The sequence below is a fragment of the Maridesulfovibrio sp. genome, assembly GCF_963666665.1.
In the GTDB taxonomy this organism is placed as follows: domain Bacteria; phylum Desulfobacterota; class Desulfovibrionia; order Desulfovibrionales; family Desulfovibrionaceae; genus Maridesulfovibrio.
In genome coordinates this window covers 618,288-641,354 of the sequence record NZ_OY762999.1, presented here as the reverse complement: position 1 = coordinate 641,354, position 23,067 = coordinate 618,288, and the positions used below count along the sequence as shown (strand labels likewise).

25 protein-coding genes are annotated in these 23,067 nt (G+C 47.5%); 18 read left to right on the top strand and 7 right to left on the bottom strand.

From position 1 onward, the window contains the following. The first annotated feature begins 175 nt into the window (after positions 1–175). Both ACKU40_RS02855 and ACKU40_RS02850 read left to right on the top strand, forming a co-directional pair. Complete coding sequence (locus tag ACKU40_RS02855; protein WP_320175023.1) at positions 176–1,210, top strand: esterase-like activity of phytase family protein; 1,035 nt, start codon at positions 176–178, stop codon at positions 1,208–1,210. A 201-nt stretch (positions 1,211–1,411) separates the two neighbouring features. Then, positions 1,412–1,591, top strand: coding sequence for a hypothetical protein (locus ACKU40_RS02850; RefSeq protein ID WP_320175022.1), 180 nt, complete (start codon positions 1,412–1,414; stop codon positions 1,589–1,591). A gap of 147 nt (positions 1,592–1,738) precedes the next feature. Here ACKU40_RS02850 and ACKU40_RS02845 read toward each other — a convergent pair whose 3' ends face one another. Continuing rightward, positions 1,739–2,125 (bottom strand): DUF3568 domain-containing protein, encoded by a 387-nt coding sequence (locus ACKU40_RS02845; protein ID WP_320175021.1) that lies wholly within the window; start codon positions 2,123–2,125, stop codon positions 1,739–1,741. Positions 2,126–2,554: 429 nt separating this feature from the next. Here ACKU40_RS02845 and ACKU40_RS02840 point away from each other — a divergent pair, with 429 nt between their 5' ends. The 4 genes from ACKU40_RS02840 to ACKU40_RS02825 all read left to right on the top strand — a co-directional run bounded on the left by ACKU40_RS02840 (position 2,555) and on the right by ACKU40_RS02825 (position 6,388). After that, positions 2,555–3,847, top strand: coding sequence for a hypothetical protein (locus ACKU40_RS02840; protein WP_320175020.1), 1,293 nt, complete (start codon positions 2,555–2,557; stop codon positions 3,845–3,847). A gap of 136 nt (positions 3,848–3,983) precedes the next feature. Then, on the top strand, positions 3,984–4,784 hold the full coding sequence (locus tag ACKU40_RS02835) for a DUF3100 domain-containing protein (RefSeq protein WP_320175019.1): 801 nt from the start codon (positions 3,984–3,986) through the stop codon (positions 4,782–4,784). After that, positions 4,784–5,242, top strand: coding sequence for a hypothetical protein (locus tag ACKU40_RS02830; RefSeq protein ID WP_320175018.1), 459 nt, complete (start codon positions 4,784–4,786; stop codon positions 5,240–5,242). Before ACKU40_RS02835 ends, ACKU40_RS02830 begins: the two co-directional genes overlap by 1 nt. Continuing rightward, positions 5,243–6,388, top strand: a complete 1,146-nt coding sequence (locus tag ACKU40_RS02825) for an amidohydrolase (RefSeq protein ID WP_320175017.1) — start codon at positions 5,243–5,245, stop codon at positions 6,386–6,388. Positions 6,389–6,451: 63 nt separating this feature from the next. Here the strand turns inward: ACKU40_RS02825 and ACKU40_RS02820 are convergent, their stop codons facing one another. The 6 genes from ACKU40_RS02820 to ACKU40_RS02795 all read right to left on the bottom strand — a co-directional run bounded on the left by ACKU40_RS02820 (position 6,452) and on the right by ACKU40_RS02795 (position 12,072). Then, positions 6,452–6,847, bottom strand: a complete 396-nt coding sequence (locus tag ACKU40_RS02820; protein WP_320175016.1) for a response regulator — start codon at positions 6,845–6,847, stop codon at positions 6,452–6,454. A gap of 234 nt (positions 6,848–7,081) precedes the next feature. Next, positions 7,082–8,788, bottom strand: coding sequence for an FAD-dependent oxidoreductase (locus tag ACKU40_RS02815; RefSeq protein WP_320175015.1), 1,707 nt, complete (start codon positions 8,786–8,788; stop codon positions 7,082–7,084). A gap of 180 nt (positions 8,789–8,968) precedes the next feature. Continuing rightward, positions 8,969–9,445, bottom strand: a complete 477-nt coding sequence (gene moaC, locus ACKU40_RS02810; protein ID WP_320175014.1) for a cyclic pyranopterin monophosphate synthase MoaC — start codon at positions 9,443–9,445, stop codon at positions 8,969–8,971. Between the two features lies 1 nt (position 9,446). After that, the gene (gene dnaJ, locus ACKU40_RS02805) at positions 9,447–10,559 is read right to left on the bottom strand and encodes a molecular chaperone DnaJ (protein WP_320175013.1); all 1,113 of its coding nucleotides are present in this window, start codon (positions 10,557–10,559) and stop codon (positions 9,447–9,449) included. A 3-nt stretch (positions 10,560–10,562) separates the two neighbouring features. Then, a complete protein-coding gene (rpoZ, locus tag ACKU40_RS02800) occupies positions 10,563–10,784 on the bottom strand; it encodes a DNA-directed RNA polymerase subunit omega (protein WP_320175012.1) in 222 nt (73 codons plus the stop codon). A 37-nt stretch (positions 10,785–10,821) separates the two neighbouring features. Then, the gene (locus ACKU40_RS02795; RefSeq protein WP_320175011.1) at positions 10,822–12,072 is read right to left on the bottom strand and encodes a DUF4340 domain-containing protein; all 1,251 of its coding nucleotides are present in this window, start codon (positions 12,070–12,072) and stop codon (positions 10,822–10,824) included. Positions 12,073–12,339: 267 nt separating this feature from the next. Between ACKU40_RS02795 and ACKU40_RS02790 the strand changes: the two genes are divergently transcribed. The 12 genes from ACKU40_RS02790 (at position 12,340) to ACKU40_RS02735 (ending at position 23,067) form a co-directional block, all read left to right on the top strand. Further along, positions 12,340–13,089 (top strand): tRNA 2-thiocytidine biosynthesis TtcA family protein, encoded by a 750-nt coding sequence (locus ACKU40_RS02790; RefSeq protein WP_320175010.1) that lies wholly within the window; start codon positions 12,340–12,342, stop codon positions 13,087–13,089. 75 nt (positions 13,090–13,164) lie between these two features. Further along, positions 13,165–14,070 carry a peptidoglycan DD-metalloendopeptidase family protein gene (locus tag ACKU40_RS02785; RefSeq protein WP_320175009.1) on the top strand — a complete coding sequence of 302 codons (906 nt, stop codon included), beginning with the start codon at positions 13,165–13,167 and terminating at the stop codon, positions 14,068–14,070. 180 nt (positions 14,071–14,250) lie between these two features. Continuing rightward, the gene (gene fliR, locus ACKU40_RS02780) at positions 14,251–15,054 is read left to right on the top strand and encodes a flagellar biosynthetic protein FliR (protein ID WP_320175008.1); all 804 of its coding nucleotides are present in this window, start codon (positions 14,251–14,253) and stop codon (positions 15,052–15,054) included. A gap of 10 nt (positions 15,055–15,064) precedes the next feature. Then, positions 15,065–16,126, top strand: a complete 1,062-nt coding sequence (flhB, locus tag ACKU40_RS02775) for a flagellar biosynthesis protein FlhB (RefSeq protein WP_320175007.1) — start codon at positions 15,065–15,067, stop codon at positions 16,124–16,126. A gap of 68 nt (positions 16,127–16,194) precedes the next feature. Beyond that, a complete protein-coding gene (gene flhA / locus ACKU40_RS02770) occupies positions 16,195–18,282 on the top strand; it encodes a flagellar biosynthesis protein FlhA (protein ID WP_320175006.1) in 2,088 nt (695 codons plus the stop codon). Between the two features lie 13 nt (positions 18,283–18,295). Then, positions 18,296–19,384, top strand: a complete 1,089-nt coding sequence (locus ACKU40_RS02765; RefSeq protein WP_320175005.1) for a flagellar biosynthesis protein FlhF — start codon at positions 18,296–18,298, stop codon at positions 19,382–19,384. Between the two features lie 104 nt (positions 19,385–19,488). After that, positions 19,489–20,316: a MinD/ParA family protein gene (locus tag ACKU40_RS02760; protein WP_320175004.1), complete on the top strand. Its 828-nt coding sequence runs from the start codon at positions 19,489–19,491 to the stop codon at positions 20,314–20,316. Next, positions 20,258–21,049: a FliA/WhiG family RNA polymerase sigma factor gene (locus ACKU40_RS02755; RefSeq protein ID WP_320175003.1), complete on the top strand. Its 792-nt coding sequence runs from the start codon at positions 20,258–20,260 to the stop codon at positions 21,047–21,049. Before ACKU40_RS02760 ends, ACKU40_RS02755 begins: the two co-directional genes overlap by 59 nt. 10 nt (positions 21,050–21,059) lie before the next feature. Further along, positions 21,060–21,443, top strand: a complete 384-nt coding sequence (locus ACKU40_RS02750) for a chemotaxis response regulator CheY (RefSeq protein ID WP_319779156.1) — start codon at positions 21,060–21,062, stop codon at positions 21,441–21,443. A gap of 102 nt (positions 21,444–21,545) precedes the next feature. Beyond that, complete coding sequence (locus tag ACKU40_RS02745; protein ID WP_320175002.1) at positions 21,546–22,250, top strand: flagellar basal body-associated FliL family protein; 705 nt, start codon at positions 21,546–21,548, stop codon at positions 22,248–22,250. A 5-nt stretch (positions 22,251–22,255) separates the two neighbouring features. Beyond that, positions 22,256–22,579 carry a hypothetical protein gene (locus tag ACKU40_RS02740; RefSeq protein WP_320175001.1) on the top strand — a complete coding sequence of 108 codons (324 nt, stop codon included), beginning with the start codon at positions 22,256–22,258 and terminating at the stop codon, positions 22,577–22,579. A 77-nt stretch (positions 22,580–22,656) separates the two neighbouring features. Continuing rightward, a complete protein-coding gene (locus tag ACKU40_RS02735; protein WP_320175000.1) occupies positions 22,657–23,067 on the top strand; it encodes a hypothetical protein in 411 nt (136 codons plus the stop codon).

Genomic DNA, 23,067 nt, shown 5'->3' with positions numbered 1-23,067 from the left:
TTCTCCGGTTAATATGCATCTAAAACAGGGACTGCTGAGATTACTTAACAATTTCAGGACATCAAAGCCCTCCCTGCCCAGTTACTACACCATACAAGAAACGTACCGTATTTAAACATTTTTTACGTTATCTGCATACCTTATAATCGTAAAGTTCCTTCTTCGAGAGGAAAAAATGAAAAAAATCATTATCTTTATTCTCATTCTCTGCTGCATGCCCTTCACCATGCTTTTCGGCGCATCCACAGAACTGAACAATCCCGCCCAGCCGGAACTTAACCCGATCCCGATTTCATTGGTAAGTGAACAGGAAGGCCCGCAAGCAGAAGAAATCCCTAAATTTGCAAACCCAAGACTCAAGTATCGCGGAACTCTGCTTTTAAATAGTCCGCATCCGGCCTTTGGAGGATTTTCGGACCTGCTGCTCAGTGATGACCGCAAAAATTTTCTGGCCATCAGCGACATGGGATTCTGGCTGAAGGGGTCCCTCAATTATACTCAGTCTGGTTTTTTAGAAGGAGTAGAACGCAAGGCTGAAATGGGCCAACTGCTCAATACCGAAGGCAAAACTTTCGCAATAAAATACTATGCTGACAGCGAAGCCCTATGTCGAGCCCCTGAATACGGCTACCTTGTCGCTTTTGAAAGGGTTCACCGTATTAACCGTTATGATTCAGAAAAAACTCTCGACCTATCCGGTAAAGCGACAGCCATTCCTCTTCCTGCTCAACTAAAAAAAGTCCCTGAAAACGGTGGAATTGAAACCATGCTTCTGCTCCCGGACAAAAGCATATTTGTCCTGACGGAAGGCGATGATTCCACAGACCAGTTTTCTGAAGCCGCTATATTGAAAAACGGCAAATGGACTCTCTTCAGGTACAAACGGAATTCAGCCTATCGCCCGACCTCCGCCGGCAACCTTGCTGACGGAAGGATCCTTATTCTTGAACGTAAATACCAAGGACCGGGAACTCTTGGAATCCGCTTCTGCACCGTAGAGAAAGATAAAATCAGAGCTGGAGCCACACTTTTCCCTGAACTGTTCTGCGAAATTAATCTCCCCATTCCCCGCGACAATTATGAAGGCATGGACATTATCACTGACAATACTGGAACCCAATGGATTTATATTATTTCAGATGATAATTTCTCCCCGGTTCAACGGACTTTGCTGACTTTATTTGAACTGGCAAAAGCAGAATCTGATTAGTCGTTATATTTCATATTGCTATACAACATCACCACAATTACATGTATTATTTCAATAAGTTACACTGGAAAATAAAAATATCCATACAATTCAAGAAGATTGAAATTATATCCATTTTTTTTACTTTGAAGCGTTGTTTTGTTCCCCTGTAGAGGTTATCTTCTAGATAGGTGAAACACCTTTTAACCAACGGAGAAAATCATGAAACAGAAGAAGACTCCGGAAACAAAGCCCAAAGTAACGGCCTGTCCGATTATGAACTTGAAGAACAAGAACGACCTGATTATGAATTCAAGCGACAACTGGAACACTCAGGACAACCGTACTTTCATTATGAATGCGGATTTCCGCCAGATGGACTCAGCTCGGGACAAGAAATAAATGGTCTCAACCGTATTCCCTCCCATTTCAGAACAGACATAGACAGTAGATCCCCCCTTTTAAACAGGACCATAAAGGGGGGATGAAGATAAAAAAAGGCACCCTACTTGTAGCAGGATGCCTATGATTACGTATGCCTTGAAAAGATTAGAAGTTTTTATTGATTGCTGTCAAAATTCTCCGGGAGGCATCTTCATCGCCTAAAATGCCATACCTGACCGTAACTTCCGTCACTTTTGTCGAGACATAACTAAGGTCGATAAACACATCCTTATCAACGTCTAAAGCCTTAATAGATGCATCGCTAAGTCTTTTCTTGCTATCTTTCACAGTCAGATTCAAATCCTGACAGGCTTTAAGTGCCGCCTTATAAGTGCTACCCAGATCGGCATTATATTTCTGTTTAGCCTGACCTGTTATGTAAACATATGTGCCGCCTGCTGCAGCCCCGCCAAGCACAACAGCCGCGCAGCCGGAAACAGCAACACACATAAAAAGAGCAAGGCTGAAAGCTAAGATTCTATTTTTCAACATAATGCAACTCCTTGGCATAAATATTTGCCTAATTAATTATCCTGTCACCTGAGAAGGGTCAACAACTCCTTAAGAGTCCCTCTGTCTATCAAAACACTTTAATCAACGGCAAAGCTCATAGAAGCACTCACACTTATTTATTTATAGCGGGAACATGGCCTCAAATTTATTTTTTACGATATGCGAAACTAAAGCAACTTTTTAATCAGCAACCAGCAATCCAAATATCCAGACTTAGCGCAAAACACCATCAAAGCCACATAATAACGTGCTTGAGCTAAGCATATACTTTTCCAAGCCGCTTGACACTCCTCTCATCAGGAGGCAGAGTGAACTTTATTTAGGGCATATTTGTGACACAGCCTAAATTAGACTTTAGACAAAACACTACGCAATCCGCAACCAAATTAATTAAACTAAGCACTTCAAATGACAGCAATGAAAATAGGCTGTATCGGCCCTTCAGACTCCATTAATCTTGTCAAAGACGTAGCCGCCAGATGCTGCCCGGAAATCACCCTGCTCACCTATGTGAGAGAACGGGCCGAAGATTCATGGGAAGTGCTTGAACAATGTCAGCGCGAAACCAGCGGAACCCTTTTTACCGGAATTGCGGTTCAGGAAGGAGCCAAGGCCCGGGGAACAATTACAAATCCTTATGAACACATCCAGCGCGGTGGATACAGCCTGTTGCGTGTACTGTCGGAAATGAACCGGAAAGGAATCAAATCCGGCAGACTCAGTATTGACGTAGTCAGTGACGACATTCTTGTTGAAGTTGTACGCGAATTCGGAGTGGAACTGGAAGACATCCATTCCATGCCTTTTGCCTTGCACCTTAGTGAGCAGGAATATTTAAACCGTCACATTGAGCTATACGAATCAGGAAAAGTTGAAGCGATCGCCACAGGGTTCGGATATGTGTACAGCGAACTCAGAGGAAGAAATCTTCCGGTTTTCAGGCTCTACGCCAGCACCCTGCAGATAAGGGATTCATTAAGCAGACTGACCGGGCGCATCAAAAATCTGAGCCTGCGCTCTGCCGGTATCGCCATTCAGCTGGTAAAACTCAAATCCATCACCCGCAGTTCCATCAACCAATACGACGACATGAAGAACGGAGGCAGATTTTATCTGGAACTCCTGGAATATGTCCGCGCCATTCAGGGCAGTCTCTTCAACTTCGGAACTGAAGAATACGTAATCTTCGCTACCCGCGGCCTCATAGACAGCACCCCGCACCGCCAACACTTCGAAAGACTGCTCAAATGGGGTCGGGAACGTAATATAATTTTTTCTTCCGGCATCGGTATCGGGGCAACGGCCTTTGAAGCTGAAAAATCAGCCCGCAAGGCTCTGGATAATGCCGCCAAACTCGACAAAGGAGGGCTTTTTATTGTCGAGGGCACCCAGATTCGCGGCCCTATCGGGGAGGAAGATGAGCTGGAGTACAGTACACATGTCGTTGACGACAGGTTGCTTGAGATGTCTAAAAAAATAGGCATCAGCCCCAGCTATCTGGATAAGATCAGATCCCTCATGGACAAAACCCGCAAAGACACCTTTGACACTTCGGACTTTGCTGCCTGCCTTGGAATTGGCGAGCGCAGTGCTCGAAGAGTCTTAAAAAAGTTCTTGGACAGTGGTTTTGCTGAAATCAACGGCAGGGAAGTGGCAAACCAGGTAGGCCGTCCCAAAAAGATGGTCCGCCTGCTGATTTAGAGGAATCTGATTTTTTCGGCGCATTTTCGGACACATTTATGTCGTGTCCGAAAAAAATTCAAGGCCTTGCCTGCAAAGGCATTTTGTTAACCAACTTTCCGGCTGCCCAGTGCAGCCAGCATCAGTGGAGTGTTTTATGAATGAAGCTGTGAAAAATGTTAAACTGCACCTTGTGGTTCTCGCTCTGGTTGTAGTTTCCGAACTCATAGGAATTATTACCTTTAAGGTCGGACCTGGTAAACTGGTCCTGCTGCCCATGTTGTATGCAATGTTTATCGGTATCTTCCTCGGACCCAAGTTCTGCAAGGTCGTTAAGGAGAAGGATATGGTTCAGGCCAGCACACTTGTAGGTCTTACCCTGCTCCTGCTCATGGCCCGTTACGGCACACTCGTAGGTCCGAAATTCTTTGAAATCCTCAAAGCCGGCCCTGCCCTGATTCTGCAGGAATTCGGTAACATTGCCACTTTGATTCTCGGTGTACCCATTGCCATGTACCTCGGACTGAAGCGTGAAGCCGTCGGCGCAGCGCATTCTATCGCACGTGAACCCAACGTAGCCCTTATCGGTGACATATACGGTCTCGACTCAGCAGAAGGACGCGGCGTAATGGGCGTATACATCTGCGGTACTGTTTTCGGAACCATCTTCTTCGGTCTGATGGCTTCTTTCCTTGCAGCCTTTGAAATCTTCCATCCCTATGCACTGGCAATGGCCTCCGGCGTAGGTAGCGCAAGTATGATGACTGCATCAGTTGGCAGCCTCAGTGCCGCATATCCGGCAATGGCTGAGCAGATTCAGGCTTTCGGTGTGGCAAGTAACACCCTCTCAGGAATCGACGGTGTATACATGTCCCTTATTCTGGCCCTGCCCATGTCCAACAAGCTCTACAACTATATTTACAAACTCAAATATAAAACTGCTCCGGAGGCCGTATAATGACTAAACAGCAGAACGTTATAGAATCCGCAGCCGTTCTCGTACTGGTAAGCATCATGGTTCTTATCGGTAACTATGTTGGCTTCAACAACAACATAGTGGAAGCCCTGCCCGGAATGGGCATCCTGCTCCTGCTCTGTGTAGCCGGTGTTGCCACCAACATGTTTGTATTCAAAAAAATCCCTTCTGTTCTCTTCGTCATCACTTACGGCGTAATTGTCAGCCTCCCGGGATTTCCCATGTCCGAAACCGTTAACGCATATGTAGCCAAAGTTCACTTTCTGGCTTTAACCACTCCAATCCTTGCATATGCGGGTGTTTCCATCGGTAAGGACCTTGAAACATTTAAGAAAAGCGGCTGGCGCATTGTCATCGTAAGTATCTTTGTCATGATCTCAACTTACATCGGCTCCGCTGCCATTGCCCAGAGCGTTCTCAAGTTCATGGGAGACATTTAAATGGCTTTGAATTCCGAAGTTCTTGCCCTTCTTGACGAAATGAAGGAACTCCGCCGCAATATCCACCGCAACCCGGAAATTGGACTGGAAACGGTGGAAACTGCAAAGCTTATCAAGTCCAAACTTGATGAATACGGTATTCCCTACTCAGATTGCGGTGTGAACTCTGTTGTAGCTGAAGTAAAGGGAGGAGAAGGCGACACAACCGTGGCCTTCCGTGTTGATTTCGATGCCCTTGAGATGGACGAAGAAAATGACTTCGACCACAAATCCCAAGTTGAAGGAAGGATGCACGCCTGTGGTCATGACGGACACTGCACCTCTCTGATCGCCCTTGCAGCCTACCTCTCCAAGAACCGTAATTTTAACGGCACAGTACTCCTACTTTTCCAGTCAGGAGAAGAAGGATACGAAGGAGCGCTCAAGGTTATCGAAGACGGGTTCTTTGATAAATACAAAGTGGACTACATGTTCGGATTCCATAACTGGCCCGGACTTGAAACCGGAAAAATTGCCGTTCACAACGGTGCCTGCATGGCTTCCGAAGACCGCTTTGAAATCTACGTGACCGGGAAAAGCGGACACGCTTCCATGCCTCACGTCAGCAACGAACCTTTTGCCGCTGTTGCGGATATCATCAAAGGGTTGCAGTCCATAATCGTCCGCAAGGTTCCTTCTCACGAACGCGGGGTAATTTCCATTACTCAGGTTCATGGAGGAAGCATGCGCAACGGTATCCCCGACCGTGTAATGGTTCAGGGTAACGTACGCACCTGCAACGAAGAGGTTCAGGATCTCATTGAAGAATCTATAGGTCAGGTAGCCAAAGGTGCTGCAACCATGTACGGAGTCAAAGCGGAACTGGATTATGTCCGCAAACACCCTGTACTGGTTAACTCAGTCCCTGAACTAGCCTTAAAAGCAGCAGAAAAGGTTGTCGGCGCGGAAAACGTCGTTACAGACATGGAGTCATCCATGGCTGCAGAAGACTACGCCTTCTTCATGCAGCACACCAAGGGATGTTATGTCTGGATCGGCAACGGTTTAGAGTCCGCCGCCCTGCACAACAGCAAATATGATTTCAACGATGAAATCCTGCCTGTTGCGGCAAGCTTCTTCATTGCCGTTATTGACGAGCTTCTGTAATAAAAAAGCGGGGCCCTCCACAGGCTCCGCTTTTCAAAACAGCTTGTCTAGTCGAAATTTTTTTTAAAGAATGTTATTCTCACGCAGCTCATTCATGACCTGCACCTTACTAAAAGGTTTTACTATATAACAACTGGCATATCCCTTAAAAAAGGCCTGACTGACATTTTTAGTGTCCTTCAAGGAAGTAATCATGACCAGCTTGAACTCATCCGGCCCGTCAACCTTCAGTTCCTTCTCCAGATCACGCAACTTCTTGGTCGCTTCATGACCGTCCATTTCAGGCATAAGAATATCCATAAACACCGTATCAAACGGGTCCTTGTCTTCATAAGCCTTCTTGTAAAGATCAATGGCATCAACTCCATTGAACACTGCCTCACACCGGGCATATGGTGAGAGCAATTTACTCAGGTACATGTGGACGGTTTCATCATCGTCAATAATTAGAAACCTCATATCCCCTCACTTAAACAGTATCAAAGTTAGGTATAGTTCAAGGCCTGCAATTTGTTTAATTTCTACTCTATACAATAAAATAAATAAAAAACCATAGCAACTTGAAATTCAAAAAAATACATCCATATTTGCTAACAGATCAACTATACCCTAATAATCTGCCAACATACTATTTTAAAACAAAAAACGCCGTCCCATAAAAGAGACGGCGTTTCAGATAGAACCATATTAAGGCTAGATATCAACGCCGTAGGCCTTGATGACCGCCATTCCACCCTGAGTGTTATGGACCTCTTCAAAACCGAGGGCATCAAGCATGATCTGAGCTTCATAGGAACGGCCACCGGTATTGCAGACCAGCACCAATTTCTTATCCTTGGGCAGCTCTTCGTACCTTCTGGGAATCTCACCCTGCGGAATATTGTGCCAGTGCTCAGGATACTTTTCGAGAAAAGGTTCGGCATCGGCTTTTTCACGAACATCAAGGAAGCAGTACTCACCGCCTTCACGTGCATCCCAATACTGGGCGAAAATATCTGGACCGTGACCATGGTTCATACCATTAATCGCGTTATCGGCCATGTTGGCGATAGCATTGAGAACGTCCATGGCGGAAGCAAACGGCGGGGAATAAGCAACTTCAAGGTTGCTGACATCTTCGATCTTGGGCTGGTATTTCATAATCGCAGCCACTGCGTTGATACGACCGACGAGAGCGTCGCCACCGGCAGAAATACCCTGAATACCGAGAACACGGCGGGTTGTCTGATCAACAACCATCTCAAGGGTCATCATGTCCTTTTCAGGATAGAAGTGAGCACGGTCAGCCATGATCAGCATGACGCTTATAGCATCAAATCCTGCCTGTTTGGCCGCGCCAAGGCTCATCCCGGTACCAGACATCGCCCGCTCAAAAATCTTAACGCACCAAGAACCGGCTGCCGCAGGAAAAATTTCCTTGCGACCGGCGAGGTTCCCGCCGATTATCCGGCCCTGCCTGTTAGCCATGGATCCCATGGGCAGGAACAGAGGTGAGCCGTCAACAGCGTTTTTGATAATTGCGCAGTCACCGCCGGAAAAAATCAGGGGATCTGAAGTACGCATGGTCTCATCAACCATAATACCGCCGCGCTCGCTGCACTCAAGACCGCATTCACGGGCAAGCTTATCATTGGGAATAACGCCTGCGGATATAATTACAATATCAGCTTCCACTTCACCGTCAGAGGTAATTACGCGCTCAACCTTGCCGTCACCTTCAATTCGGGAAACAGTCTGGCCGAGTTTGAAGGAAACACCCTCTTCTTCCATATGCCTCTGCCCCATCTTTGCCAGCACCGGGCTGCACATACGGGGCAGAATCTGGTCGAAAATTTCTACAACAGTGGTTTCAATACCCCACATATCGGAAAAAGCTTCAGCCATCTCAAGACCGATGAAACCGGCACCGACGACGACAGCTTTACCGTACTGGCCTTTGGTGATGCCTTCCTTGATCTTTTCAGCGTCATGCATGTTGCCGACATAGAAAACATTTTCAAGATCTTCACCGGGAAGCCCAAGCTTGCGGGGAGTGGCTCCGGTACCGATTACGAGTTGATCGTAATCAAGTACACTCTTTTCGCCTGTTTTCAGGTTTGTGATGTGAACCTGTTTGTTTTCACGGTCGATTTTGGTGGCTTCGGTGGAAGAAAGCACTTCCACGCCTTTGATGTCGTTGAAAAACGGCTCATCACGAACCATGTGGAAAGCGGTGGTACGAAGCTGGTTGGCTTCGGACACGTCTCCGGAGACAAAGTAAGGGATACCGCAACCGCCGTAGGAAAAAATTTCGTCCCTGTCGATCAGGGTAACGCGGGCATCCTGCCTGATTCTTTTATAGCGGCAGGCAGCTTTGGGACCAAGTGCAACAGCACCGATGACAACTACATGTTCTGACATGAACTGAACCTCTGTTTTGAGATTTACATAACTACTGAAAAGCCTCCAGATCAGTAGGGAAATTGTCTTTGGTCTACGAACTAATCATTTTAATGAATAAACGCAAGTAGCTTTGAAAAAGAAAAGCGGCAGCACTGATTAATCAGTGCTGCCGCTTTAATGAATCTAATATGAAAAAGCTTACTCTGCCTTGAACACTCCGGACTTGCCGCCTTCTTTGTAGACGAGTCTTACATCAGAGATAATTACATCCTTCTGTACGGCCTTGCACATGTCGTAAATGGTGGCACAGGCAACCTGAACGGCCACGAGCGCTTCCATTTCAACCCCGGTCTTACCGGTACAGCGGGCCTCGCCTTCAACTTCAATGGTCAGTTCGTCATCGTTAATTGCAAACCGCACATCAACGTAGCTGAGGGCAATAGGATGGCAGAGCGGAATAAGACGATGAGTTTCCTTTGCCCCCATGATGCCGGCAATCTTTGCAGAAGCAAGGGCGTCCCCTTTGGGAAGGGCCTGATGCTTAAGAAGATTGAAGGTCTCCTCATTGAGGATAACCCTTCCCTTGGCAATGGCAGTGCGCTTGGTGTCAGCCTTAGCGGCCACATCCACCATTGTCGCATTGCCTTCGGCATCAATGTGGGAAAACTCACTCATGCTACTCACCCATCACTTTATCTTTCGCTTTTTTAAAAAGCTTCTTAACTTTTTTCATGGGCTTCTCTTCATCAAGGGCTTCAAATTCCCTGAGAAGCTCTTCCTGCCTGCTGTTCAAGCCGGTCGGGGTCTTGACCTTAACTTCAACCAGCAGGTCTCCCTTATGGGAGCTGCCGAGGTAAGGAAGACCGAGCCCACGGAGCTGGAAGACCTCACCGGACTGGGTTCCCTTGGGAATGTCCATTTGAATGGGTTCATCCAGAGTAGGAACTTCGAGCTTGTATCCCAGCGCAGCCTGAACAAAAGTAATCTCAGTGCTCAGAACCAGATCCTGTCCCTGACGCTTGAAAACCTTGTCCGGCTCCACAGTGATAACCACATAAAGGTCACCGTGAGGGCCGCCGTTCATTCCGGCTTCACCTTCACCGCGCAGACGCAGGCGTGAGCCATTGTCCACACCGGCAGGAATACGCACATTCAGGTCTTTCTGCTTGCGCACATATCCGGCACCGCGACAGTCAGGACAAGGATCGGTAATAACCTTACCCCGTCCGTTACATGCGGGACAGGGAACGGAAATACGGAAAAAGCCCTGAGTCTGCTCTACAGCCCCCCTGCCGCCGCAGTGGGAGCAGGTCTCGGGAGAAGTTCCGGGAGCGGAACCGCTGCCATCGCAGGTGTCACAGGTATCGGTTACCGGGATATTCAGCTCAACTTCGGTTCCATTGGCTGCGTCACGGAAAGACACAGTCAGGTTGTAACGCAGGTCGGAACCGGCCTGCATGCGGTTTGCACCGCGACCACCGCCGCCAAAACCGAAAATATCGCCGAAGATATCGCCGAATGCACCGAAAATATCCTCGGAAGACTGGAATCCGCCAAATCCGCCGTTCATGCCTGCATGGCCGAAGCGGTCGTAACGGCTCCTTTTTTCAGGATCCCGCAGAACGTCATAAGCTTCAGCGGCTTCCTTGAATTTTTCTTCAGCTTCCGCATTACCCGGGTTACGGTCAGGGTGAAATTCCATGGCCTTCTTGCGATAGGCCCTTTTGATTTCCCCTTCCTGGGCTTCTCTGGAAACTTCTAAAACTTCATAATAACAACGTTTTGACATGACTTATTCGCTGCCGGGCTTTTTACCATCAGCAGTGTGGTAGCTCTCGGGGATAACCTTGGTAGCGGCAATCTCCCTGAGGGCGGTTACTATTTCTTTGTTTTTGGATTCAACAAGAGGAGTGTAACCTTCGCGGTACTGCTTCACTCTTTTAATGGCCATCTGGACAATAAGGAATCTGTTACCAACCTCAGCCAGACAATCTTCAACTGTGATTCTTGCCATGCGATCTCCAACACAATGGTTTTACCGGGTATTCCGGTTATTTTCTGAGAGGAATCTGGCCCTGAAGGTCTTCAAGCAGTTTGTCGGATACTGGATAGTATCCGCTGCCATCGCCTAAAGAGAGCCAGCATTGACCATCGGGCAGTTCAGGATCTGAATAAAAGGACACTTTAACAACGCGTGCGCCATTATCATCCATTAATTCCAAATCCATTACCTTTTCGGAAGTTTCCGAAAGGGAAGCCTTTGGTTCCGCCTCGAATTTTAATTCATTAAGTCGCCATAAGGACATGTCAATGCCCAGAAGCGGCTTTTTATCCTCAAAATTAATCCAACTCTTATCGGATTTGATTCCGGTAAAAGTCTGATTGCCCTGCACAACCCTAACAGATCCAAGCATTCCGGTAGCAATGGAGACAACATTCCGCTGCTGCATTGCAAAAGCTTGTTTATCCAATTGCTCGTAATGTTCTTTACTGAGAACCAGATATCCGCTCTGGGATGATGATCGGGCAAAATAAAATTTCTCTCCATCACCCGGTTCCAAAATTTCAAGGGTTTCAACCTTTTTACCGGATAATGAAATTTCAATATTTAAAAGAGTCCTGCTTTCCTTGTTCGGAATACCGGAAACAAGACCTTTCGCAGGCACCTCTAGCAAAGAGTGGAGAAAAAGATCCACTTCACTGCCACCAGCCTGCTTTCCCCCAAGGGAAGCGGGAAAAGAGAACATGAATGACCCGTCCTTACGGACCAGAGTCCATGAAAAAGAACCGCCATGCCCCAAAGAAATAGAAACAACCTCGTCCGGCTTTCCCGAAGCCAGATGCAGATTGTAATAATATTCGGCAGGAAACCCACACCGATTAACAAATTTTTCCCCAAGCAGAAAAAGACTGTCTTCTTCCTTGGAATTCAGCGCATAAAAGCCTTCACCGGAAGGGTCTTCAGAACCGACAGAAATAGCCAGCTCCTGTCCTCCACCGGCAGCTATACGCACCCGGGGAGCTTCAAAACCATATTCAGCCGGCACAGGATCCGCGATGCGGCCCATAAAACGCAGTGCTTTATCCTGAGCTAAAACATCAAGCAGAGAGTTTACTTTTTTCAGGTCAGCCTCAACCGTACCGTTCCAGCCATGCTGTACCACTCCCCAACCGTCAGTCCTGCGGACAAGGGAAAAACATTTCTCGCCCAATAAGCACACGTCAAGCCTGTCTACCTGCTCCTTATCAAGAACAGGCCAAACAGGCTCAGCTCGTTCAACCGGTTTTTTCGGCGAACTCAAATAAAAGGCTCCGCAAACAATGGAGACCAGAGTCAAAAATATAAAAAACCTTTTCAGCACAAACAGCACCTTGGGATTACTAGACTCACGACATTATTCAACAACGGAGCAATTTGCTAAAATAAGAGATATAAACTTGCATGTCAACCTATTTTAAGGCAGAATCCCCATCCCGTCGGTCTGGAATAGACAACGACGCTAATCTGGTATCAATAAATTATAAATACGAATTTTTCCACAACTTATTAGATAGATTTGGAGCAAGAAATGGCCAAATGGGGAAAACTGAGCTTTGCCCAGAAAAAATGCGTATCCACTGTAGGTATGCTCATGCAGAAGACCGAAATGGTCAACGATGGAGACCGTATCGGTATTGCCGTCTCCGGAGGCGTCGATAGCTTTGTGCTCATCCGCACCATGCTCATCCGGCAAGCCATCATACCATTTAATATAGAACTCATGGTCCTGCACGTTAACCCCGGATTTGTTCTCGACAGCCACTACCCTCTTTCAGACTGGTGCCGTGAAAACGGCGTCGCCTCCCACATCGAGCTTACCGACTACGGACCAAGAGCACACGGACCTGAAAACCAAAAAAAATCTGCATGTTTTTATTGCAGCCGTTTGAGGCGCAAAAGGCTATTCGAACTGTGTGACCAATACAATCTGACCCACCTCGCTCTCGGACACACTGCGGACGATCTGGTAACTACATTTCACATGAACATGCTCCAGAACGGACGGGTTGAAGGACTATCTGCCAATGAATCTTTTTTTCAAGGAAAACTGCAAGTTATCCGCCCGACGCTAATGCTTGAAAAGAAATATATCAAAGCGGCAGCACGTCAGTGGGAACTCCCCATCTGGAACAACAAATGCCCCTCCAATGACAACACCAAGCGCAGTGAAATCAACAACTGGCTGGAAGAAGAATGGCGAAAAATGCCCGGCTCCAGAAACAACACCTTCAATGCTTTAAGACGCTGGCAGCTTGACTTAAACATAAAAACATCTTAAAAATTTTTCAAATTTATTGCGCCTGTTAACCAGAGACATATTTAACGTCATAATAAGCAAGGCCAAAAACGAATCATGCTATCAAAAAAATACCACGTAGTTATATTTAAAAACCCCTGCGACAATGCCCGCAAATTTCAGCTCCGCGGCTGGATATTCTTTTTTATCTTTGCCCTTATCGCAGGCTTAGCCGGAGGAAACGTATACCTCTGGAAGTATTACCAAAGTTATTCCGGTCTGGAAAAGAATCTGGCCCGTGCCGAGAAGGCTGTCCAGGAACAAAAGGCTCAGCTCATCTCTCTTTCACAGAAGATGCAGAACATTTCGCAGGACCTTGACCGGGTCCATAACTTTGACTCCAAATTACGCGTTATGATCAACCTTGACCAAGGCAATGTTCAAAACGTAGCCCCCAAGGGGGGATCAACCGGAGCAGATTTTTCCAACAGCTACCTGCCGCTGTACAGACAGGAACTGCTTGTCCGCAAAATGCACGACTTCCTCGCCCAGCTCAGCACAGAAGCGAAACTGGAAGAAGTCCGCCAGCAGGAAATCATCCACTCCATGCGCTCCAAACAGGATGCCTTGGATGCAACCCCGTCCATCTGGCCGGCTGAAGGCTGGGTAACTTCTCCTTTCGGATGGAGAAGCTCTCCTTTTACCGGAAAGCGTGAATACCACAAAGGTATTGATATTTCCTGCCCCACTGGAACCCCCATCTACGCTCCGGCCAAAGGAACCATCTCCTTTTCCGGCGTTCAGGGAGGCTACGGTAAGCTAGTAAAAATCAACCATGGGGCCAACCTTTCCACCCGCTACGGGCACATGAAACAGCCCATAGTGAAGAAAGGACAGGAGGTAACCCGTGGCGAACTTATCGGTTATGCAGGTAACACCGGACGTTCCACCGGCCCGCACGTTCACTATGAGGTAAGACTCGGCGGAGTTCCGGTAAACCCCATGCGTTACATACTTAACTAAGCCGCAGCAAAATTAGATTCCAAGGTCCGTAAAGCCAAAACTTTACGGACCTTTTTTATTGGATTTGTTAAAAAAATTTACATATATGACCAACCGGGCTTTGCTCTCCACGATTCTTAATGATAATAGAGCGTAAAGAATGGGTCCTGATTTTGCAGACCCGTCTAAAACGAGGACAGCATGACTTTTTTTAATTTCAATCCCAGTGATCTGATGAGCTTTTATCTTACCCTATTCAGGGTGAGTATCGTGCTGTTTTTGCTGCCTTTCTTTGGAGGAAACTCCATTCCCAAAACAGTTAAGGCCGCTCTGACCATTGTTTTGACACTTGGAATCTGGCCCCACGTAACCTTCGATGGTAGCCTCATGCCGGCAAGCCCTTACAATATTGCCCTCATGATTCTGGGAGAAATGGTACTGGGCCTGGTGATGGGAATAGCTGTTCATGTAATGTTTGCCGCCATCCAAACCGGCGGTAACCTCATCGGGGTACAGATGGGATTTTCCATGGTTAACGTCCTCGACCCGCTGACAGGGACCAATGAGGCTGTCACCGCCCACTTCCTGTATATGTGTGCGATTCTGGTTTTCCTGAGCATCAACGGGCACCTTTACCTGATGTCGGCCATGGTGGAGAGCTTTAAATACATTCCACCGGGGCAGATCTTCATCTCCTCCACCTTGACCAGCCAAATAATGTCTATTTCCAAGGACTTATTCGTTCTGGCTGTTAAAGTAGCATCGCCCATCATCGCGACCATCTTCGTTGTCGACCTCGGTCTTGCCTTGATCAGTAAAATGGCTCCGCAGATGAACGTTCTTATGCTCGGCTTCCCTCTCAAAATTTTAGCAGGCTTCTTTGTCTTAAGTCTTGTATTCACAGTCCTCTCCCTACATGTGGGAGAATTTGTGGCAGACATGCCCAAATATTTATTAAGCATAATCAAAGCCGGCAGCCCACCGGCCCTGCCAATCGGTAACTAGGAGGAGCTGAATGGCTAAAGATCCTAGCAAAACTGAGAAGGCGACACCCAAACGAATAAACAAGGCTCGAAAAGACGGGAGCGTCGCCAAAGGGGAAGAGATGGGCAAAATAATGACCCTTATCGCAGGAGTACTCTGCCTGCGGGTCATTATGGACATGTACTATGAGCAATTCTATGAAATATTCCATTGGTTCTTAACCAAAGGAATATTCATTGATTTAGATAAACAATCTGTTTACCAGCTTTTTCAATGGTGCTCACAAAAACTGGCTCTCATACTACTGCCGCTATTCCTGTTTATCGCCTTTATAGCCTTTCTTGTCCTGCGCCTTCAGGTAGGCAAATTATGGACCACTAAGGTATTCAAACCAAAATTCTCAAAGATGTTCAATCTTGTTCAAGGATTGAAACGGCTTATGTTCAACGTAAAAACAGTGATTCGACTCGTCAAGAGCATGCTTTTCGCTGTCATAGTTGGAATTGCCCCTTACATAGTCATCAAAAATGAAGTTGGAAATTTCCTGCCTCTTTTTTATTCCAGCGCCCATGAACTGGGTATATACATGCTGCAGATCGGCTATAAAATGGTCACCTATACAATGCTGCCAATGCTCGTCCTTGCTTTGGCGGACCTCTGGTATCAACGCTGGAATTATCAAGAAGAGATGAAAATGAGCAAAGACGAAGTAAAGGACGAACGTAAACAGGCTGAAGGTGACCCGACGATCAAGCAACAACAGAAGCAAAAAATGATGGCAATCCTCCAGCAACGCATGATGGCGGAGGTGCCTAAAGCGGACGTGGTCATCACCAACCCTACCCACTACGCCATTGCCTTGAAGTATGATCCTATGGTAGCCCCAGCACCGTTGGTCCTTGCCAAAGGGATGAACAAAGTTGCGGAGCGAATCAAGGAAGTTGCCCGCGAAAACAAAGTACCGATCCGTGAGAACAAGCCTTTGGCACAGGCCTTGTATAAACAGGTTGAGATCGGTGACATCATTCCGGAAGAACTCTATAAGGCTGTTGCGGCGATACTTGCCAAATTGAACAAATTTACCCGCAGATAAAGGCCTGAGCACCTCTTCCGGTGAGCCGAAAGACCACCAGAAAACAACCTGAAAGGGGTGTCAAAATCATGGCCGAAACAAAATCGATAAATTATCAAAAATTTGCCAAGCAGGGCGATATTCTTCTCGCGGGCGGCGTTGTAGTTATTCTCTTCGTTATGCTCATCCCCCTGCCGACAATATTTATCGACTTCATGCTCAGTGTAAGTATTTCACTGGGACTGGTAATCCTGATTACATCCATGTTCCTGCAGTCACCCCTTGAATTTTCAATTTTCCCTTCACTTCTGCTGGTAACCACCCTGCTCAGGCTGGCTCTTAACGTAGCGACAACACGTGCCATCCTTCTCCACGGAGATGAAGGTACATCTGCCGCGGGTAGCGTTATCCAGAGTTTCGGTGAATTTGTTGTCGGTGGCAACTACGTCATCGGTATTGTAATTTTCATGATCCTGTTCATCCTGAACAAAACCGTTATCGTACAGGGTACTACCCGTATTGCTGAAGTTGCTGCAAGGTTCACTCTTGACGCAATGCCCGGTAAACAGATGGCGATTGAAGCTGACCTCAACTCCGGCCTAATCGATGAAGATGAAGCACGTTCCCAGCGACTTAATCTGCGCCGCGAGTCAGACTTTTACGGTGCCATGGACGGTGCCGGTAAGTTCGTACAGGGGGACGTTAACGCAGGTATGCTCATCACCGCCATCAACATCATCGGCGGAATCCTTATCGGTGTCCTGCAGAAAGGAATGCACTGGACCGACGCAGCCCAGACCTACACCCTGCTGACCATCGGTGACGGTCTGGTATCAACCATCCCTTCACTGATCATCTCCACATCCGCCGGTATCATTGTTTCCCGTGCAGCCGCAGAAGCTAAGATGGGTGAAGAATTCATCGGGCAGCTTACTTTTCATTCCCGTGCACTCAAGCTGGTATCCATCATCCTTGTTGTATTCGGAATCGTCCCCGGTATGCCCACCATTCCTTTCCTCTGCCTTGCAGGGATCGTTTATGGAGTATCTTTGCTCGGACGCGATGTAGAGGCCGAAGAACAGGAAACCGAAGCAAAAGCACAGAAAGCAAAGTCAGAACAGCCTTCTCTGGACAGCCCGGAAGAAGTTCAGGCACTGCTGCCTCTCGACTCTCTCGAACTGGAAGTTGGCTACGGACTCATCCCGCTTGTCGACGAAGAACAGAGTGGAAACCTGCTCTCACGCATCCGCTCCATCCGCCGCCAGTACGCTCTGGATATGGGTGTCATTATCCCGTCACTGCACCTGCGTGACAACCTGCAGCTCAAGCCCGGTGAATACCGCGTAATCATCAAAGGCAACGCTGTGGCCTCTGCTGAAATCCTCATCGACCACCAGCTGGCCATGGACCCGGGTGACGCCAAACACAGAATTAAGGGAATTGAAACAGTCGAGCCTGCATTCAACCTTCCTGCTATCTGGATTCCTGATACCCAGAAGGAAGAAGCAATGCTTGCCGGATACACAGTTGTCGATCCTTCGACAGTTATCGCTACTCACCTTACCGAAGTATTCCGCCGCAACCTCGGTGAATTCCTCGGCAGACAGGAAACACAGGATCTGCTGGACAACCTCTCCAAACGCGCTCCAAAGGCTGTTGAAGACCTCGTTCCCAACATCCTTTCCCTCGGTGCGGTTCAGAAGGTGCTCCAGAACCTTGTTCGCGAAAACGTATCTATCCGTGACCTGCTGACTATTGTTGAAGCAATGGCTGACTACGGTCCATCCATTCAGGACCCGAACCAGCTGACAGAATACGTCCGCTCTCACATGAGCAGGACCATTATCAAGCCTTACCTTGCAAGTGACGGAAGCCTGCCCATCATGACCTTCGGCCCCAATGTTGATGCCAAGCTCAATGACGCGGTGCGCTCATCTGAAAACGGCGGTTTTCTGGCCCTTGATCCCGGCAGTGCCCAGCAGCTCATCCAAAGCGTCAATGCGACCGCTGAAGGTGTACTGGAAACTGACGGTCAACCAGTCCTCTTGTGTACTCCTCAGCTGAGAAGTCACTTGGCACAACTGATGGTACGCTTCTTGCCTACAATTCCTGTAATATCGCAGGCCGAGATTCCTGCGAGTGTGAGAATCATGTCTGCGGGTATCGTAGAGTTCTAAAAAGGTTGGTAATATGCGGGTAAAAACATTCAGAGGAAGCAGCACAGCAGCAGTCTTCGCCGAAATCAAAGCGGAATTCGGTGACAACGCCGTCATCCTCAGCAACAAATCAGTTGAAGAGGACGGCCGCAAGATCCATGAGATCATGGTCGGCGTTGACGGTCAGGAAGAAGCTGTTCCGGCTCAGGAAACAAGGGACGAAGTCATTGATGCCGCAATGAACAACATACCGGACTGGAATCAGGAATGGAACCAGATCAAGGGACACATGATGGCCCTGCTGAAGCCGCAGATGAACCTGAACCTTCTTGCACCCCGCCAGCGCCTCGCACTGGAATATCTTGAGCGGGAAGGTGTTGAAAACAAGGTCATCCTTGATCTCTTCCAACAGCTTCGCGGCGATAAATCCAAAGCAATACTGCCGGAACTGGAAAAAATAGTTCCTGTCCGTGCATTGGACTCAAAAAATTGGCCCCAAAAATTTCAAGCCCTCGCCGGACCGCACGGCGCAGGCAAAACCTCCACTATTATCCGCCTCGCACTTAAGGAAAAGAAAGAGAACCCTACAGCACGCATCTGTCTTGCCTCGGCAGATCAGGGACAGGGCAAGGGACGTCTTGTCCTGCGTCACTATGCCGACCTTTCCGGACTCGAATTCAGGGAATTGGCCAACCGCGAAGATTTCGCCATGCTTATCGGTGAAAGCCGGAAATTTGATAGAGTCTTCATCGATCTGCCCGGCCTAGCCGGGAATGCAGAACTTGAAGGCTGGCTGTCAGCTTGCGGCATGCACGGTCCCTACGATCTGGCTGTGCATCTGGTTCTGAACCCATACTACGCTCCGGCACAGTACACCGCCTTTCTTAAAAAATTCCAATCCTCCAAAGTTAAAAGCCTCATCTGGACCAAACTTGATGAAGCCTGCAACTACGGAGCACTGGTCAACACTTCTTATGAAAGCGGTCTTCCGGTATCCCTGTTGTCTTACGGATCAGGATTGAGAAACAGCATGAAGCCGGCCTGTGAAAAAGACTTCTGGAGACTGGTCTTCAAACATCAGCTTCCCGTGCTGGAAAAAATGAAATTCGCTAAAGCGGTTTAACCGTCTTTTCCCCAAAAAAATAAGATAAATCAGGCACAATATTCGTTGCATAAAAATCGCTGGCAACGTAAACAGTATAGATAAATAAGAACAGGGTGATACAAATGAATTCCAATCTTCCCATGGTATTTTCAGTAACCTCCGGCAAGGGGGGCGTAGGCAAGACGAACATTTCCGTGAACTTGGCCTACAACTTAAGCCGCATGGGCAAGAAAGTCTTGTTACTGGATGCTGACCTCGGCCTCGCCAACGTCGACGTCCTGTTGGGCATTGCTCCCAAATACAACCTTTTCCACCTCTTTCACGAAGGAACCGGTATCAGGGAAGTTCTGCATAAGACCGAATACGGATTCGACATCCTCCCAGCTTCTTCCGGCGTAAGTGATATGGTATCCCTTTCTACCGGCCAGAAGCTGGATCTTCTGGAAGCAATGGACCACCTTGAAGAAGAAATTGACTACCTCATCGTTGATACCGGTGCAGGAATCAACGACAACGTTCTCTATTTCAACCTTGCTGTTCAGGAACGCCTTCTGGTACTGACACCGGAACCAACCTCACTAACTGACGCATATGCGCTTATTAAAGTCATGAAATTGCATCATGGGGTTGACAAATTCAAGGTTCTGGTAAACATGGCTCCTGACATAAAAGGAGCCAAGGAAGTTTTCAAGAAACTCTATATGGCCTGTGACCATTTCCTTAGCGGAGTTTCCCTGGATCTGGTGGGAGTAATCCCCCGCGATCCCAACATGAGGAATGCTGTAATCAAACAGACTCCCCTGTGTAAGATTGCACCTTCAAGCCCGGCTTGTACCCAGATTGCTGAAACCGCTAAAAGAATAACCAAATGGAAAGCGACATCCGAGCTAGATGGTAATATCAAGTTCTTCTGGAAAAAACTCCTCTTCCAAGAACAGTCCGTGGCTTAATTTAGAGTCCGGAAATACTGGTTGGGAAGATTTTTCGCCCGCAGATCAAGAGGCGATAGTACGGCATTACTCTCCGAAAATCCGTATTATCGCACTCCGTATGAAATCCAAGCTCCCGCAGAACGTGGAGTTGGGAGAGCTTATCAGTGCCGGAAGTTTAGGGCTTGTAGAATCTCTTGGTAAATTTCGCCCTGAACTAAAAATCAAGTTCGAAACCTATGCTGAAAACCGCATCAAAGGCGCCATGCTCGATGAATTGAGACGCATGGACTGGTTTTCACGCGGACTGCGCCAAAAAGTTAAGACTATAGAGACCTGCATACGCGAAATTGAACACGAAACTGGCGAAAAGCCCACCAGTGCTCAGCTTGAAGAGGCCACCGGATTTTCCGCCAAGGAAGTCCAGCAGGGACTCGAAGCCCTTCAAAATCAGCTTTGCGTAAATCTAGACGCATTTAACGACAATATTCCGAACAACAAAGATTCCCAGCTTGAAGATGAGCCGTTCCAGTCTGCTGTTTTTCAAGAAACAGTAGACAAGGTAGCTGATCTGATTGATAATTTGACGCCGAGAGAAAAACTGGTATTATCTCTGTACTACGGGGAGGAACTCAATATGAAAGAGACTTCCGAAGTAATGGATATTACAGAAGGCAGGGTATCCCAGCTGCATTCTCAGGCCTTGAAAAAATTGAGACAAATGTTCCACGATAAATATTCTACGGAACCTTAAGGAGAAATAAATGGCGATTAATTACTCTATGAAAGTTCTTGTTGTGGATGACTTCGCAACTATGCGGCGTATCATTAAAAACATCCTCCGCCAGATCGGCTTCACCAACATCGTGGAGGCTGACGACGGAACAACTGCCTGGGAAACACTGAATAAAGATGACAGCATCCAATTCATCGTTTCCGACTGGAACATGCCTCAGATGACCGGCATTGAACTGCTGCGTAAGGTAAGAGCCAGTGAAGAATTCGCCGATATTCCTTTCCTGATGGTTACTGCAGAAGCACAGCAGGAGAACATCATTGAGGCTGTTCAGGCCAAGGTTTCCAACTACATTGTTAAACCTTTCACCCCTGACACTCTCGGCCAGAAAATCAACAAGATTTTTGAATAAGAATTCCGGTTCAGCGGACACGTACCGACATGTCCGCTGAACCATATTTCAGGCGGCAGCTAAGGCCGATCCGCCCGGAACCTTGTCGATCAGGATACGTGCATGCTCTTCCTCGCAGTTGATGATATTGATGACTCTGAATCCGGGGAAGATACTCAATCTTCAGCCCCTGCCAGCAAGGCAGCTCAAAAGGTAGAGCTGGACCTTGACGATGCGCCTTTCCTTGAAGATGAGGACGAGGAAGACGATATTCCGGCGGATGAACCGGAAGAACTGGAAGCTCTTGAAGAAAAACCAGTTGAAAAAAAATCCAAAAACAAACTTTTCATTTTCATCGGAATCGGAATTATTATACTCCTGCTTGTAGCGATTCTGGTTAAACTTTTCTTTTTCGACTCCCCCCCACCGCCCCCCAAGGAAGAAACCGCTGTTGAAGAAACAGTGGAAGAAATTCCTATGGAAGTTCCCAAAGACACTCCGCCGCCTCCACCGGCTGAGCCAGGTGTCACCCTGCTGCGCATGGACCCTTTCTGGATTGAGCAGACAGATAAAGACAAGCGTACAAGATTTCTCATCGCCCGCTTTGCCATGACAACAACTGACGAACGTGTTGTTGCAGAATATGGACGCAAGACTCTTATCCTGCGCGACGCGGTCTATTTTTACCTCAAAAATAAAGATTTACAGTTTTTAGCCGATGAGAAGAATGTAGAGAAACTGAAAAAAGACCTGCTCATGGTAATCAACCAATACATTGTGGCAGGCGAATTTGAGAAAATCCTGTTTGAGGAGTATCTCGTGAGGTAAGAATCATGCCCGGTCCTGTGGATATGCCCCTGATCATTTCGCAGCTTGCGAATGTCCAGAAGATTTCCAACTCTGAAGTAACCAAATCCGGTCTTCAGCAGACCCTCATGATCAATCCCGAAGAACAGGAAAAGAATAAAGACGCTCAGAAACAGATCCAGAAAACTGAAAAAGATGAAGCCGCGATATCTGTGCGCGACGATAGCGGCAGCAGGGGTGGACGGCAGCATTTCAAGCGTAAGAGACAAAAAGAAGACGAAGAACCTGAAGAAGAAACCCCGACCAAAGAATCTCCGTGGTCCGGCAACATAATCAATGTAAAGATATAAGTTAGCGCACCTATTGCCCTTCTCCTGCAAACAGGGCAAACTGTTATGTATTCAATGAACCTCTACCTTATCAAATTATGACTGTATTACTTCTCATTTTCTTTTCCATAACAGAGATATCCCTGCTTATTGCCGTAATCTTTTTTTTCCTCAGGCTGCGCAAGTCCGAGGAACTTGTCACCCAGCTGCAGGCTAAGCAGGAGGAATTCGTCAAGAAACTCCAGTTTAACACTCAGCTAGAGAACGAGATGATGAACACTTTTGCCGAACGGCAAGAAGAGCTGGCTCAGCTGGATATGATGCTGGACCGCAAATCCAAGAAGCTCAAAAAGATACTATCTCAGGCTGAAGAATTCTCGCGTTCACCGCAGTTCCTGCGCCAGATCATCCTTACAGGCCACAAAGAAGGAAAGCCTGTCAGCAGACTAGCTAAGGCCACAGGACTATCCATTGAAGAAGTAGAGCTGATTATTGATCAGCACAGCTAA